Here is a 14,277-nt window from a genome sequence, read left to right as displayed (position 1 = left end):
ATTTTAAATCAACTAAAAGATACGGTCATTGAACATACGGATTTAATCATGCCAACAATTGCGGATTAAAAATAGGATGATCTTAATAGATACGCATATTTGGATTTGGTGGGTCTCAGGATCGGAGCAATTAAAACTCTCGGAAAAAAGAGAATTAGATAAATTATTAGAGCCACCTTGTATCGTTGCGGTATCTCTCTGGGAATTATCTCTACTTTTCCAATTAGAAAGGATCTCTTTTAAAATACCGATTTTCGAATGGTTGGAATTGGCAACGAACCCCTCCCTAGTTCGGATATTGGATTGTACTCCTGAAATTGCTAAGGAGCTTATTAAATTGCCAAAGGCTATGCACCGAGATCCGGCAGATCGATTGATTCTGGCGACGGCCAAAGCTAATGATTTGGTTCTGATGACTCGAGACAAAAATTTAGATCGACTCTGTAAAATGAACTCCTTACGAATTCAAAACTTATAGTACGGAGATCGATCATCCTTAAATAGGTATTCTTTTTACTGGCTTTTTCCTGCTGGACACAACCCCCCTCTCTCCGCTTTTGTTAAACTACTCCGCCAAATTTTCCGGCCATAGGAGATTGTTTACGTGAAATTATCCTTAGATTGGATGAACGATTTTACCCCGATAAAGGATGTTCCCTTAGAGGACATTCTCAAAAAAATTGCAGCTTCCATTTGCGAAGTAGACGGGGTAGAGGACTATTTCTCTCATTTAGAGAAGGTCGTTATTGTTAGGATCGAATCCTTAGAGAAACATCCACAAGCAGATAAACTACAAGTTGCCCAAGTTACCGACGGTAAAAATAAGATCCAAATCGTTTCCGGAGCTCCCAATTTAAAAGTAGGGGATTTGGTTCCTCTCGCAATTCCTGGTGCAGAGTTAGGGGACAAAAAAATATTAGAGTCTGAACTAAGAGGAGTAAAAAGTTCCGGAATGCTTTGTTCTGAAAAAGAACTTGGCCTATCCGAAGAGGATGCAGGAGTCATGATCATAAATGATGAGGATGCAAAACCGGGACTTGTATTACGTGAATTTTTAGGATTTAGAGATTTAATTTTCGATATAGATAATAAATCGATTACACATCGTCCGGACCTTTGGAGTCATTTCGGTTTCGCGAGAGAGTTGGCTGCTCAATTAGGGTTGCAGATAAAATTTAATCCTCTGGAGACTAATTGGGAATTCTCAAAAGATATTTCTTCTCCTAAAGTTAAAGAGACCGAATACGCACATTCATATTATTCTTCTGCTATAGAAGGAATACAGATTAAAACTTCTAATGCAAAGGTCCGTTCCCGTTTGAAAAAATGCGGGGTTCGCGTTATCAATAACGTAGTCGATGTGTCTAACTATTTACTTTTAGAAGCAGGACAACCCACACATTTTTTTGATTCGGATAAGTTACAAGCTCAAGGTGGGATTGAGCTGGAAGTAGACTATGCTAAGAAGGACGAATCTTTTCCTCTCTTAGATGAAACTTCTCCAAAGTTAGATCCTGAAATTCTGATCATTCGTAATTCCAAAAAAGGTGTGGCGATCGCAGGAGTTATGGGTGGAGCGGAAACCGCTGTGGATCCTTCTAGTAAAAAAGTGATCTTGGAATCCGCAGTTTTCCCTCGTGAATTCGTAAGAAAGTCTATCAGAAAAACGGGAATTCGTTCTGAGTCTTCCGTGAGATATGAGAAAGGGTTAGAAGCGACTACAACTCTTCCGATCATTAAACGTTCTTTGAACTTATTAAAAGAGAATGGTTGTCCTGATATAAAAGCGAGCTTACCTTCAGGATACATTCACACTGCAGATAAAAAAGTCCAAATAGAAGTAAGTTTGGATTTCTTGAATAGAAAACTCGGAACGGAAATAGATAAATCGGTTTCAGATAGTATCTTAAAACAACTTTCTTTTTCTACAGAATGGAAGGGTGATACTGTTACTGTATCCGTTCCTAAATACAGGCATAATTACGATATCACTATCCCTGAGGATATTGTAGAAGAGATCGGTAGGACTCTCGGATATGCTTCCATTCCTGTGCGTCCTTTGGTTTCGGATGTAAGGCCTCCTACACGGAATTTTTCCAGAGAGTTGGAAAAAAATCTGAAAAGAGCTTTCTCTCAAATTTTGGGATATAACGAAGTATTTAATTATTCTTATGCATCTTCCAAAGACAATTCTTTTGAAGAAGAAACAAAGGACTCGATTAAGATCCTGAACGCAATGCCTGATGAGCAGGCTTATTTGAGAACTTCGATCTATCCTTCGCTTTTGAAAAATGTGAGATTGAATTCGGATCGATTCGAAAAACTGAAAATTTTCGAATTCGGTAGAACTTATAAAAAAGCGGAAGAACCATTGAACGAATCCAAATGGTTCGTTTGGGCTGCCTCTTTCGGTAGGAAATCCAACGAAAAAGATCTGAATGTGTTAGAAACAGACTTTCTGGAAATCAGATCCGGAGTGGAAAAAGTTTTAAGACATTTGAATCTCCGGGAATTTGAATGGAAGATAGAAGGGAAATCCTATTTCCATCCGAAAGCTTCTCTCGCTATACTCGTTTCTGGAAAAAAAGTAGGCGAGCTTGGTTACGCTCATCCTGCTGCGTTGGATTCTGCAGATATTAAGAAAAGAGTTATCCTCGGAAAATTTGATTTTGGATCCCTTTTAGAAGTTTGGACCCAAGATAGGAATAAGAATTATTTTATTCCTCCTTCTCATTTTCCACAGACTGAGATTGATCTTTCTTTGGTAATGGATATCGGAGAATCTTCTTCCAAATTTTCGGAATTAGCGATCCAGGAAAAATTCCCTGAATTACAGGATGTTCGAGTTACGGTTGTCTTCACTGGAGGAAATCTTTCGGAAGATAAAAAATCCGTTTCTTACAGATTTAAGCTCTTAGGTCAGGACAAAAACCTGACTCAGGACAGGATCAAAGAGATCACGGATCGTTTGATCCAAATCGCAAACTCCGCAGGATATCCTCTTCGTTAAAAATATGAAAATCCACGAAACTGCCTTCATTCATCCTGCTGCGACTGCCTTTGGAATGTTGGAGATGGGACCATTATCTTCTCTCTGGCCTGGAGCGGTTGCTCGAGCGGATCTAAATGAGATCAAATTGGGAGAAGGCGTAAATATTCAGGATAATAGCACCTTACATACAGACTCTACCGGAAGTCTTATCATAGATGATTATACATTAGTAGGTCATAATACGATGTTGCACGGATGTAAGATCGGAAAGGGTTGTCTGATCGGTATCGGCGCTATTATTTTGGATGATGCTGAGATCGGGGATGGAGCGATGATCCTTGCAGGTTGTATGATCCGAGGCGGTAAAAAAATCCCGCCAAGAGCGATGGTAATACCTAAGAACGGAGATATAGTTATCTACGAAAAAAAAGCGAAACCTGAAATGAGTATCGCAGGCTGTTTGGAGTACATTCAACTTTCTAAAAGATTTAAGGAAAATGTTTTCAAACCATTCACAAAAGAAGAAGAAGCAAGTTTTGTGGAAGAAGCAAAACAAATAATCAAAAAATACGGGATCTAAATTTTCCCTTTTCTCTCCTAAACTTATTTTGATATAAATCAATTCTTTTCATTTGATTTCTGGTTCGTTCAGAGATCTTACCCTAAATCCTTGCAATAGTTTGGCGGGAACTTTCGCAAGGGAAGGGATCATGTTCGATCAAAGAGTTATAGAAAAAATACGTGGGATCTGGAAAACCTTCGATTTATCATTAGGAATTCCTGAAATAGACAAACAACATCTTTGGCTGATCGGGATTTTAGCGGATTTAGAGGATAAATTAGAATCCGGAACTAAATCCGAATTGGAAGTCACATTCAATTCCGCTATAAACAAAACTTTGGATTATGCCTCTGAACATTTTGCTTTAGAGGAAAAATTATTAGAAAGTATCGGATATACTAAACTAGGCCAACATAGATTACAACATATGCGGTTTATCACTGCACTTAGGAATCGGGCCAGAAAAAGTTTTGAAGATGATTTCGAACATGCAGTTTCGGAACTCGTAAAGAACCTCAAAAAATGGCTGTTTAGACATATTCTGAGCGAGGATCGTCAATATGTGGATTCCGCGCAAATCCATATCAGCGACCAAATTACTGATTGGATGCAAAGACATTTGCAAGCTTCTTCTTATGCGGATGAGATAGAGAAATTATATGATATAGTCGTTCATTCCGGAAAGCAGGAAGTTTCTTCAGAGTTCAAAAGTTTGGGAGAAGAGAATCTAAAACTGATCTCTGATCTATGGTATCGTTATAAATTGAAGACTGGAATTGCGATCGTAGACATACAACATCTTTGGCTTCTGCAATTATTAGTTAAAACAGATAAACTTTATAAACAAAGATTAAAACAGGAAATCAATGCGGATGATTTGAGTTTCCAACTGAAAGAAGCGATCCATGAAACTATAGAATATGTCAGAGAACATTTTAATACTGAAGAAGCGATCATGCATAATTTCCACTATATAGGTGAAAAATCCCATCAAAAGCAGCATGAAAGATTTAATATTCTAATTAACGATATTATAGATAGAAGTGAGAAGGAAGAATTGGAATCTCTCGCTATTTTGATCCAGGATTTAAAGGATTGGTTGGTAAGCCATATCGCAATAGAAGATAAAAAACTATTTTATTTTTTTAGATCCAGATTACCTGAAGTAAACGAATACGTCAGGAATTTAAATCGGGAAGGTAGGATCCATATTTGGAAAGATGCGGTAGCTATTTATAAACTTTTAGTGGATTACGAAGATATAACCGTGGAAAAATCCCATCAAAACCGTTCACCCAAACATTAAAATCAGGGCTTTCCATTTTTATCAGATAATGTTTGGATCGTGTTTAGGATCTTTTTGCCTTTTTCGGAAACTTCGGATTCAGGTGAGGTTCCTGTAAAAATATATACGAACCCTTCCTTAAAAAAGATCCACTGAAGAGTTCTGATCTCTTTTTTGGGCCCGGGATTCGGTAAAACAAATTTAGATTCTAAAAAAATACATTTTTCTTTTCCGAAATTACATTTCTGAGGAACGGAAAGAATTTCATAATCTCTATATAAGTTCGAATAAAGCCCACTTATGGAAGCAACATAGTCTTCTAAGGTCGCTTGTGAATATTTTGCAGGAATCGGCTCGGAAACGAAACTTATGTTAGTCCTGATATCTGAATCTTTATTATGGTCCGGTTCGAATAAATAAAAGATGATATTAACATTTTTATCGTTTTTAGTTTCCTTTTTATTTTTTGATCTTGGATCGGAGGTTTCTCGATTCGGATCGTATTCTTCATAGATCCAACCTTCGTAGTTTAAAATTAATCCTAGTTCGGAAATCTCGATCGTCTTTTTTACTTCAGGGACTTTTTCTAAACAGGATACAAACGATATAACTATAAGGAAATTAAGAAGGATTTCTTTTGAAGGAAGAGATAATTCTATATTTAAGTCTTTTATATTTCTGTAAGACATCTAAGTTTTTCCGAGATCTATGCGAGAAGTTTAACTTTTTCTTCTTCTAAAAAGTAAACCAGACCAAGTCGAATCAATTGCGCAGACTTTAACGTCCACAAGTCCCGTCTTCAAGCCAATTTCTCTGATCGTATCCTCTTTTAAGTCGGTTTTCACGCCAGAACTCATTTTAGGCCAGGAGATCCAAACCATTCCTTTATCTGCAAGATGATCCGGGAACTTGGGAAAGTTTTTGGAAAGTTCATCTTTGGTCTTACAGAAAAAATGAATATAGTCGAAATCTCCTCCCAACTTCTTCTTAAATACTATACTCGGAGGAAGATCCTCTAATAAATCCCTAAATTCTTTTGGTTCGTTTAACAGAATTGCAATTTGCCCTTCTTTAAAACCGAGCTTTTTGACTAATGGAGTTCCTGAGTATCCTGCCATATTCCAAACCTTATAACTTAGATCCGAGGGATAAAAAAGCCCGAGTGAATTACTCGGGATACAAAAAAACCGGCTCGTCGCCGGTTCTTTGAAATACTTGGAGAGTATTTAACTAAGATCTTAGTAAGGAAAACCCGCTAAAATTTTAGCTCTTGTATAGATGTCCGCTACTGAGAATCCGAAAAGGAGTAATAAGAACAGAAACCCGGATCCGAAGATCACTCTGTTCATTACGTTATCATATTTTAAATGCATGAAGTATGCTAATACAAGAGAAGCTTTGATAGTAGCTACTAACATTGCGATTACAGTATTTAAAGCACCGAAATCCACTTGTGCTACTAATACGGTGATCACAGTTCCAACGATTAGCGCTGCAAACACAAGTGAGTATGTTTGAACGGAAATCAGATGGTGACCGTCATGGCCATGCTCTTCTGCATGGGAACTAACTGCAGAAGGTTGCAGTTTTGTTTTTCCTGTTTCGACTGCCTTGATCAAGGCTTGGCCGATCATAGTAGACTTATTCTGTTCAAGATAAGACTTAAGTTTATCCTCTTCGATAATTTGAGCCAAGATGTTGACGGCGAATCCGGCAACGGTTGCGTTTACGATCGCTCCGGCTCCAACAACAAATCCTGTGAAGGGGATCAAGAATCCGATACTTACAATAATATACAGCGCGTAATTGAGAAACAGTTCCATCTCTTTTCCTAAAGCCTGAAAAAGCAAAGCAGGCTAAATTCCCTGAAGGGATTGGAACCAGTCTCCCGGGCAGGTAAAGAATCTCAAGTACATTTCAGCTACAAAGCAGGCGTATACCGCTTTCGGAAGCGATTTTGGCAGATTCCCAGGGATCGGACTGCATTTCAGCAGGGAGTCGGAACCAGACCAGATTTTTCGGATTTTTTCCGCCGGTTTTTGAAAAGAATGGAGAAAGAGGATAAATTTCCCAGCCCGTCTCCTTCTCCAAGATCTTACATTGTTTATATGGATCTGAGTGTGTGACTTTCGGAAGAAAAAGAAGAAGTTCATTTCCTTGTTTTGGGAAATTTCTACTGAGCTCCAAAACAAGTCTGCCCATAGTCCATCTGAAGTTGATTTCCGAAACTTTACGTAAAGTAACTGAATCGAATGAGTCATAAAAGAAGGAATCGATCGAACCGAATCCTTGGTAGTTTGGATGGAATTCTTTGATCCTTGAAAAAGTTTCAGACATTCTATATAGATAATCCTCTATCTCGGAAAATTTCCCTAACCAAGTTCCTGAATATTTTCCTTTTAGATCGTTTAAAAGAACTGTTCCTGCTTCGATCTGAAATTCCCCGTCATTTGCAGAAAATAGTAAGCTGAAGTCCTTGGTTCGACGCACGAAAGGTTCTGCTAAAAATGCTTCTTTTCTAATTTTCAAAAAGTAATCTGCAGTATCCGAAAGCAGGGAAAAACTTTTGATCTTGTGAGTTCCTGCAAAACCGTTTTCCGGTTTGAACATCAATCTTTCGAGCTTGGAAATTCTCTGATTTTCTTTTTCTAAGAACGATTTCCAATCTTCAAAATTGCGGATCGAATAGGAAAAAAAATCTGGGTAAGACTCGGTATTCCATTCGTTTTGTTCCAATTTGGAGATATGGGTCCTAGCTGATGATAGAAGATCCGGATCTATTTCTAATCCGCTGTCGGAATTCCAACGGGAAATTTTTCCCCATTCTTCAATATCTACTCTGTCTTTGTTTTGAATAAATTTGTTTAGATCGGAAAGATAGATTGGGCTTTGTATATGGATCCCTTTTTCCTTCCAATACCGAATCCAGTCTTCTCTTGGTCTGGAATGAGATAAAATCTCCCCGAATTCTTTTTGTATTGATCCTAAGACTAAAAAAGCGGATTCTAAGACTGCATTTCTGGATTCTAACTCCTTAGGAAATAATTTCCCTTGCTTCACTTCTTCTTCGAAATAAGCGTTAGGTCGGAAGATTCGAGGCATAATTAGGAAAGAACCCTTGAAAAAATCCTTTTTAGGATCAAGAATAGGGTATAGTCTTTTCGATATTTAGAATGAAGGCAGTTCTAATGAAAACCCTTATCTTTCTTCTTTTATCTCTTTTGGCAGTATTCGTCCAGATCGATGCGGCTCCTAAAATCCTAACTATGGAAGAAAGGGAAGTTGAACGCCAGATCGAAGCGATCCGTAAGGCGGGATTCTCTGATATCGAGATAGATAATTTGCATGCGTCCATTTCTCAGAATATCCATCAGATCAATAAGATCCTACAAATGGATACGACCAAAAAGGCCTTAAGATATATCGGCGACGAGCCTCAGGAATTGCCTCAATTCTTAAAAACAGATCGCGACAATAAACCATATTTAGAAATAGATATGGGCTCCGGAGAATCTTTCTGGGATTTTCCAAAAACCTATTTATACAATGCTCGTATATTCATCTATCCTGGAACTAATCCGGAAAAATTAGATAAGATCATTATGCAATTCAAACGTACGAACTCAAACGGAGAGATTTTCGTAAGAGAGATGAGAAGAGTGATCAATATAGACCCTAAAGGTCCTCAGATCGGGAATGAAGGAAAAAGGACTCCGAATAATAATAAGGATATCAAATTAGAATATTATTCCAGTTATGATACTGATTTTATCTGGCCGGACACGCCTGTTCAATCTATTGCTGCGAGTGTGGAGACAAAACTTCACGAAGAGACAAATCCTCTTCCTTATAATAAACAAAAACAGATTATTGTAACGTATAAGAAATATTTGCGAAAGGTGGATAAGAACGTCCGCCACAAGTTAAGAGATCTGGAATTGAACCAAAAAAGATTGGTCTCTAAAATGTTGGAATTCCAATAAACAATAGTTCAGTTTAAGATACGGAGAAAAGGCGGGAACTTTGGTTTCCGCCTTTTTATTATAAGCCTCATAGTATACTCTATCACGTCGGAAGCAGAAAAAGGAAATTCTGTGGCAAAATTAGCAAGATCTTTTGTCGTAAAGATATACCAAAGATATAAATTATAGATAGATGACGTTAGATCTTTCGCATTGGATAACGATTGTTATTTCCACAAGTGATCTTGCTCCCTTGAACAGGCTAACAAGTTTAAACTTTATACTTCATATAAGATACTTTGAAAGACAAAGATGTATCTTTTAATCTTGGGACCGACTCATGACTACGTATAAGTACATAGTTTCTAAGAAGTGTATAAATGAATAAATTCGGTCTTCCAATCAAATGCATGTTGGAACAAAAATTGTTTCGGTTTCTCGCTTGCCTTTTATTAGCGAAAAGTATTCTATTTACCGATGGCCATCCATTCCGTATTCGGTAAATTGCAATTCAAACCTGGCGAAGGGGAGATTTGTGTTTTATCTTCTCCTTATGAGTTCGAACCCGCTTTATCCAGCTTGGGAGCTCCCGTGGATCGGGCTTTGAGATCCGGAAAGAGGTATAGATTAATTCTGGCCTTTGTCCAAACGGAAGTGGAGATCAGAAATATAGCTTCTATGGTGCCTACCACTCTGATCGAAGACGGGCTATTATGGTTGGCTTATCCTAAAAAAACTTCAAGGAAGTATAATGTATCTATTCATCGGGATGCCGGTTGGGATCCTCTTGGAAAGATCAATTTTGAAGGTGTTCGATTGATCTCGATCGATGATGATTGGTCCGCCCTTAGGTTCAGACATTCTTCTCTTATTAAAAACTTGGAAAGGGATCCTAGTTTGACTAGTAGCGAAGAGGGGAAGAAAAGGGCCGTAGCTAAGAAAAAACCTGTTAAAAAGAAAACCGTTCCTAAAAAAGCCTCCCCTAAGAAAAAAGTAGCTCCAAAGAAAAAGACCAAAAAGAAATAAGAAGGATTTGATTTTATAGAATCCGGAATTTTTCTTAGATTCCTTTAGCTCTTTTCCCAAAAGTAAGTCTTTCTTTGTCCATCTATGGATAGAGATTTTAGATAAGACTTCTTTATAGAGCGACGGATAATCATGCTAAATCGTTTTTTATGTAAACCCGCGAGTTTTGCTTTTTGTAATATAATTTGTATACTCACATGTTTTACATTTTGTAGTCCTTCCGTTGACAAAACCCCTTATAAAGAACTGAGAGAACTCGCATTCGAAACGGAATACGACGATATCGGTATTAAAAACCCGAAAGGAAAAACCCTTGTTTACGGTATCATTATGGATTGGCCGACCCAAAGGGAATTGGTAACTTTAGCTACGTTTGTTTCCGGTGATGCGAGTTTATTCCTAACTTCGGGTGCTTCTTTTATAGGCGGAGGGGGAAGAGAGAGTATTCAGAAGAGTTCCGTCAGATTGATCCGCAAATATGCTTATTTGTGGAAACAGGGCAAAAAGGTAAGATGGACTCCCAATCCTGATTTGAACCAAGTCCGATTTTTTTTCTTAACAACCCAGGGAACATACTATTTAGAAGACACCGTTGAAGAAATAGAATCGGATACTTCTACATTAACTCCTATTTTCGATGAGGCCCAAGCCGTAATATCCGAAATTAAGATAGAAGCCGAAAAGGCAAAAGACGATGACGAAGAGGATTAATTTCCCGAGTCTCTACGAACGATCAAATCGCTGATCACTTTTTCTTCGGTTAGATATTTTCTATTTAAATAAGAGATCGCGTAATTTAAAAATTTAGGGATTTCTTTGCCTGCGTCTAGTAAATCCAATTTAGTCTGGGTTAGTTCGTCCATAGTTGCCAACGCCAATTTTCTTTGGCTTTGATGGGATTCGAACTCGTCCTCTGTATGAAATTCAGTACCGGCCACAGCAATATTATAAATTAAATTTTTTGAATTTCAAGCAAAGTCTTACCTCAAAGACGGAAAGATCTTCAAAGAAGAAATCCCGAATAAAAAAGGCGGATCTAACTCCGCCTTTCGGTTTAGTGGAAGGATCAGATGCGACTTAATGTCCTCCGTTCTTCTCCCATTCTTTTGCTTTTTCGATCCCTCGTTTTTCATTCACGAAAGTATTGATGATCAAAGATATAAAGAAGAATACCGCAACCACTAAGAATGCATTTCTGAGATCGAAAATTTTCTGCAATATACCGATCGCAAAAACTCCGATAGCAGCAGCCAGTTTTCCGGAAAGGCCCCAAAGCCCGAAGAACTCTCCGGATTTGGACTCAGGAGAGAAAATCCCTACGATCGCACGGCTCGCAGATTGGGTGGAACCAACTCCTGAACCTGCGAGAGTTCCTAAGATCACGAAAACCCACTGTACTGAAATATCTACACCGAGTCCGTTTACAAAACTTGTAAGTTCTCTCACGAAATAGATTCCTAGCAAACAAAAGATCCAGAAGACCAAAGTAATATTGAATGTCTTTTTCGCTCCGATCTTATCCTGAACAAATCCGAAGAAGATCGCTCCGATCATTGCAAAAAATTGAAGCAATATAAAGAGGGCTTTTTCTTGTCCTGGGGTAATTTTGATCTCTTGGTTTCCATACAAGAATGCGAAAGCGATTACGATCGCAAGTGCGGCCATGGAAAAAAATAATGAGATCAGATAAATGACTAGGTCTCTAAAATAGCCTACAGACTTAAGAGTACCGATTAATTGTTTGAAACCGATTACTATATAACTTTGTCCTTCCGGCTTTTTAGAGATCGGTTGATATTCTTTCAAAAGTAGGAATGTTGGAATTCCACCAAGTAAAAAGAAAAGTGCGGTTAGAGGTCCAACATATCTGAGAGAAGGATAAACCTCAGGGCTAATAGACGGAACCACTAAAGTCTGGACAAGGAAAACTGATAATAAGCCTCCCATATATCCGACTCCCCATGCGTAACCGGAAATTTTACCTAGTTCTTCTTTAGGACCTAAATGGGGTAGAAATGAAGATGCGAAATTTTCTCCGGATGCGAAGAAGAAGTTGGAGAGAATGATCAATCCGAAGCCTAGCTCCCAGGAGCCAGGAGTTGCCACTAACCAAAGGGCTGCTGTGCTGATTATACAACTTACATAACTCCAGAATAGGAATGCTTTCTTCTTAGCCGAAAAATCAGAGATAGCCCCGAATAATGGCCCGGTTAAGACTACAAAAATATAAGAGATACATAATGCGAGGCCGAAGAGAAAATTTCCGTCTTCGTATGGATTTGCCGGATTGGAGGAGGTTGGAACGATCACTTCCGCGAAAATTCTGCAGTAGATGACTGTTATAATTACCGTAGTATAACTTGAATTGGCAAAATCGAACATGCACCATCCGAAAATTTCTCTTAGGGGAGCTCGTTTGGTTACTTGCATTCTTTGTAAGTTTCCTTCATGGAATTTTTCCGAATGAGGATGAGCCGGAAACCCCCCTTGTCAACGAGAAATATCGGGTCTGGAAGGCGTTATAATAGCCCGTCAGGAAAGAAAAAAATTCTCTTGATTCGAGTGTTCTAATGTTTAGCTTGAGTGAAGGTTTTGCTTTCAGCGTCCAATAAATAGAAGCCCTAATGAATTCTTCCGACTTTAGTCAAATAGACCTCAACGCGCTGATGCGGCCCAGAAAGGTTTGCGTATGCAACCAAGTTTCCGAAGAGGAAATTACAAGTTCTATCCGCAGAGGCAACGACAGTTTGGGTAAATTGATGAGAGATACGAATTGTTGTACTGGCTGTGGTACATGCAGAGGAAGAGTTCTTAAATTGCTTTCCGAAACTCTGGCTGCCAAGCCCGAATGAGTTCCATTCACTTATCCGTAAACATGGCCATGACCATGGATGGCAAGGTATGTCGCCCCGACGGGAAATGGTATGGCCTTTCTTCCAGAAATGATAAAAGAAGAATGGACCAGATCCGTTCTCAAACCGATGCACTTATCCTAGGGAAAAATAGCATATTAAACGATGACCCTGTCACACATTTGAGATACGTGGAATCGGAAACGGAACCTAGGGCTATCTTACTCGTTCGCAGTGGCACCATTCCTTCAGATAGAAAAGTATTTCATTTTTCTAAAGTGAAACCTTTGTTATTCTGCACTTCAAAAAATGAAGAAGAAGTTCGATCCAATCTTTCCGAACTTGCGGAGATTGTCCCGTTGAGCGGAGATGATCTGTCTCCGGATATTATTCTGAATGAGTTAGCCTTAAGAGGACATTCCAATATCTTGTTGGAAGGGGGACCTAGGTTGAATGATTCCTTTTTTAGAAAAGGGCTCGTAGACCGATTGTATGTAACAATCGTCCCTTTTATGATCGGGCAATCGGATCTTCCTTCCATTACCGGAGGAAAAACTTCTTATCCAGATTTCGATCGTGAAAACTGGAAGCTGGTTTCTTCAGAACATATAGACCAAGAGATCTTTCTTGTATATGATCGAAAGACTGACTCGAACTAAAGATGAGAGAGCAGGATCATTTTTTACATAAATGGTTTTTTCTGGGAGTTCGAAGCCTTCTGGTCCTTCTTTTCCTCCTGATCATTTACTATCAAACTTTTCCGGACAAAAGGATCCTTTTTAAAGAAAACAAATTAGTTTATCTGCCTGAAAATTTGGAATCTGTTCCTTTGGAAAATGATTGGGTCCGTTTAGAAGAATTACCTTCCGGAAGTTTAGAATACTTGGTCGAGGTCGAGGACTATCGTTTTTATAGACATAGAGGATATTCTCTCGCGGATATCCAATCTTCTCTTCTCCAAGCGATCTTACTATTTAGAAGATTGAGAGGCGCAAGTACGATCGATCAACAATTGGCCAGGACATTATTCCTTTCCAGAGATAAGACGCTGACTCGCAAATTAAGGGAGATCAGGATTGCTCAAGCATTGGATGAAGAGCTTGGAAAAAAAGGAGTACTAGAGTATTACTTAAATCTTGTCTATTGGGGAAGAGGCTTAAACGGGATCCATAAATCATCCAAATACTATTTTAGTAAACATCCCAGAAAATTGGTGCCTGGAGAATTTAAGGCATTGATCCAAATATTAAAAAAACCGGATGCATATACCAAAGAAGAGGTTCGTTCCCTCGCTTTGGAATATTAAACTTCGTTGTTTAGCCGAAAATCCGGCGTTTTAAACATCTTCTAATCCGGAAATTTCCCTTAAAAAAATACGTCCTTTTCTATGAAAAAGGATCGACGTCCGGGTTCAGTTTGGAATACTGACTGTAGATTCTCGGTGATTATAGAGAGAGGGTCACACCCGTTCCCATCCCGAACACGGAAGTTAAGCCTCTCATCGCTGATGGTACTGCATGGTTCGCTGTGTGGGAGAGTAGGACGTTGCCGGGTTTCTAACAGCAATTATATAAGGCCGGACTTAAAACTCCGGCCTT

Annotated in this window: 16 protein-coding genes and 1 rRNA gene; 11 read left to right on the top strand and 6 right to left on the bottom strand. The window is 38.7% G+C overall.

Annotated features, from left to right (window positions below):
* Positions 1-76: 76 nt before the first annotated feature.
* From EHQ64_RS13595 to EHQ64_RS13580, 4 genes are all read left to right on the top strand, one after another.
* Complete coding sequence (locus EHQ64_RS13595; RefSeq protein WP_135650069.1) at positions 77-478, top strand: type II toxin-antitoxin system VapC family toxin; 402 nt, start codon at positions 77-79, stop codon at positions 476-478.
* Between the two features lie 126 nt (positions 479-604).
* Positions 605-3,010, top strand: a complete 2,406-nt coding sequence (gene pheT / locus EHQ64_RS13590; RefSeq protein ID WP_135650067.1) for a phenylalanine--tRNA ligase subunit beta — start codon at positions 605-607, stop codon at positions 3,008-3,010.
* 4 nt (positions 3,011-3,014) lie between these two features.
* A complete protein-coding gene (locus EHQ64_RS13585; protein ID WP_135650065.1) occupies positions 3,015-3,572 on the top strand; it encodes a gamma carbonic anhydrase family protein in 558 nt (185 codons plus the stop codon).
* A gap of 130 nt (positions 3,573-3,702) precedes the next feature.
* Complete coding sequence (locus EHQ64_RS13580) at positions 3,703-4,860, top strand: bacteriohemerythrin (protein ID WP_135650063.1); 1,158 nt, start codon at positions 3,703-3,705, stop codon at positions 4,858-4,860.
* A gap of 2 nt (positions 4,861-4,862) precedes the next feature.
* On the opposite strand, the gene EHQ64_RS13575 is transcribed toward EHQ64_RS13580, so the two are convergent.
* The 4 genes from EHQ64_RS13575 to EHQ64_RS13560 form a co-directional block, all read right to left on the bottom strand.
* Complete coding sequence (locus EHQ64_RS13575; protein ID WP_135650061.1) at positions 4,863-5,528, bottom strand: LIC_13215 family putative lipoprotein; 666 nt, start codon at positions 5,526-5,528, stop codon at positions 4,863-4,865.
* A 30-nt stretch (positions 5,529-5,558) separates the two neighbouring features.
* The gene (locus tag EHQ64_RS13570; RefSeq protein WP_135650060.1) at positions 5,559-5,957 is read right to left on the bottom strand and encodes a DUF3052 family protein; all 399 of its coding nucleotides are present in this window, start codon (positions 5,955-5,957) and stop codon (positions 5,559-5,561) included.
* Between the two features lie 120 nt (positions 5,958-6,077).
* Complete coding sequence (locus EHQ64_RS13565; RefSeq protein WP_135650059.1) at positions 6,078-6,662, bottom strand: cytochrome C oxidase subunit IV family protein; 585 nt, start codon at positions 6,660-6,662, stop codon at positions 6,078-6,080.
* Between the two features lie 94 nt (positions 6,663-6,756).
* Positions 6,757-7,941, bottom strand: a complete 1,185-nt coding sequence (locus tag EHQ64_RS13560; RefSeq protein ID WP_135650058.1) for a hypothetical protein — start codon at positions 7,939-7,941, stop codon at positions 6,757-6,759.
* Positions 7,942-8,027: 86 nt separating this feature from the next.
* Between EHQ64_RS13560 and EHQ64_RS13555 the strand changes: the two genes are divergently transcribed.
* The 3 genes from EHQ64_RS13555 (at position 8,028) to EHQ64_RS13545 (ending at position 10,538) form a co-directional block, all read left to right on the top strand.
* Entirely contained in the window at positions 8,028-8,822 is a 795-nt protein-coding gene (locus EHQ64_RS13555; RefSeq protein WP_135650057.1) for an LIC13212 family protein, read from the top strand.
* Between the two features lie 456 nt (positions 8,823-9,278).
* Complete coding sequence (locus EHQ64_RS13550) at positions 9,279-9,827, top strand: hypothetical protein (protein WP_135650056.1); 549 nt, start codon at positions 9,279-9,281, stop codon at positions 9,825-9,827.
* A gap of 132 nt (positions 9,828-9,959) precedes the next feature.
* Positions 9,960-10,538, top strand: a complete 579-nt coding sequence (locus EHQ64_RS13545; protein ID WP_246048765.1) for a hypothetical protein — start codon at positions 9,960-9,962, stop codon at positions 10,536-10,538.
* Here the strand turns inward: EHQ64_RS13545 and EHQ64_RS13540 are convergent.
* Both EHQ64_RS13540 and EHQ64_RS13535 read right to left on the bottom strand, forming a co-directional pair.
* Complete coding sequence (locus tag EHQ64_RS13540; RefSeq protein ID WP_135650054.1) at positions 10,535-10,765, bottom strand: hypothetical protein; 231 nt, start codon at positions 10,763-10,765, stop codon at positions 10,535-10,537. The two genes, EHQ64_RS13545 and EHQ64_RS13540, sit on opposite strands and share 4 nt — an antisense overlap.
* A gap of 139 nt (positions 10,766-10,904) precedes the next feature.
* Positions 10,905-12,257 (bottom strand): MFS transporter, encoded by a 1,353-nt coding sequence (locus EHQ64_RS13535; protein ID WP_135650052.1) that lies wholly within the window; start codon positions 12,255-12,257, stop codon positions 10,905-10,907.
* A gap of 194 nt (positions 12,258-12,451) precedes the next feature.
* Here EHQ64_RS13535 and EHQ64_RS13530 point away from each other — a divergent pair, with 194 nt between their 5' ends.
* The 4 genes from EHQ64_RS13530 to rrf all read left to right on the top strand — a co-directional run bounded on the left by EHQ64_RS13530 (position 12,452) and on the right by rrf (position 14,233).
* Positions 12,452-12,679: a (2Fe-2S)-binding protein gene (locus EHQ64_RS13530; protein WP_135650050.1), complete on the top strand. Its 228-nt coding sequence runs from the start codon at positions 12,452-12,454 to the stop codon at positions 12,677-12,679.
* Positions 12,676-13,338, top strand: coding sequence for a RibD family protein (locus EHQ64_RS13525; protein ID WP_135650048.1), 663 nt, complete (start codon positions 12,676-12,678; stop codon positions 13,336-13,338). Before EHQ64_RS13530 ends, EHQ64_RS13525 begins: the two co-directional genes overlap by 4 nt.
* Before the next feature lie 2 nt (positions 13,339-13,340).
* Positions 13,341-13,985, top strand: coding sequence for a biosynthetic peptidoglycan transglycosylase (locus EHQ64_RS13520; protein ID WP_135650046.1), 645 nt, complete (start codon positions 13,341-13,343; stop codon positions 13,983-13,985).
* Between the two features lie 131 nt (positions 13,986-14,116).
* A 5S ribosomal RNA gene (gene rrf, locus EHQ64_RS13515) occupies positions 14,117-14,233 on the top strand.
* Positions 14,234-14,277: the final 44 nt, after the last annotated feature.

The organism is Leptospira sarikeiensis (assembly GCF_004769615.1).
Classification (GTDB): Bacteria; Spirochaetota; Leptospiria; order Leptospirales; family Leptospiraceae; genus Leptospira_B; species Leptospira_B sarikeiensis.
This window is presented reverse-complemented; position numbering and strand designations above follow the sequence as displayed.

Bases quoted from the DNA above. Each gene is read 5' to 3' on its own strand.
- EHQ64_RS13595 (WP_135650069.1), top strand. From the start codon at position 77: ATGATCTTAATAGATACGCATATTTGGATTTGGTGGGTCTCAGGATCG.
- EHQ64_RS13585 (WP_135650065.1), top strand. From the start codon at position 3,015: ATGAAAATCCACGAAACTGCCTTCATTCATCCTGCTGCGACTGCCTTT.
- EHQ64_RS13580 (WP_135650063.1), top strand. From the start codon at position 3,703: ATGTTCGATCAAAGAGTTATAGAAAAAATACGTGGGATCTGGAAAACC.
- EHQ64_RS13575 (WP_135650061.1), bottom strand. From the start codon at position 5,528: ATGTCTTACAGAAATATAAAAGACTTAAATATAGAATTATCTCTTCCT.
- EHQ64_RS13570 (WP_135650060.1), bottom strand. From the start codon at position 5,957: ATGGCAGGATACTCAGGAACTCCATTAGTCAAAAAGCTCGGTTTTAAA.
- EHQ64_RS13565 (WP_135650059.1), bottom strand. From the start codon at position 6,662: ATGGAACTGTTTCTCAATTACGCGCTGTATATTATTGTAAGTATCGGA.
- EHQ64_RS13560 (WP_135650058.1), bottom strand. From the start codon at position 7,941: ATGCCTCGAATCTTCCGACCTAACGCTTATTTCGAAGAAGAAGTGAAG.
- EHQ64_RS13555 (WP_135650057.1), top strand. From the start codon at position 8,028: ATGAAAACCCTTATCTTTCTTCTTTTATCTCTTTTGGCAGTATTCGTC.
- EHQ64_RS13550 (WP_135650056.1), top strand. From the start codon at position 9,279: ATGGCCATCCATTCCGTATTCGGTAAATTGCAATTCAAACCTGGCGAA.
- EHQ64_RS13545 (WP_246048765.1), top strand. From the start codon at position 9,960: ATGCTAAATCGTTTTTTATGTAAACCCGCGAGTTTTGCTTTTTGTAAT.
- EHQ64_RS13535 (WP_135650052.1), bottom strand. From the start codon at position 12,257: ATGCAAGTAACCAAACGAGCTCCCCTAAGAGAAATTTTCGGATGGTGC.
- EHQ64_RS13530 (WP_135650050.1), top strand. From the start codon at position 12,452: ATGAATTCTTCCGACTTTAGTCAAATAGACCTCAACGCGCTGATGCGG.
- EHQ64_RS13525 (WP_135650048.1), top strand. From the start codon at position 12,676: ATGAGTTCCATTCACTTATCCGTAAACATGGCCATGACCATGGATGGC.
- EHQ64_RS13520 (WP_135650046.1), top strand. From the start codon at position 13,341: ATGAGAGAGCAGGATCATTTTTTACATAAATGGTTTTTTCTGGGAGTT.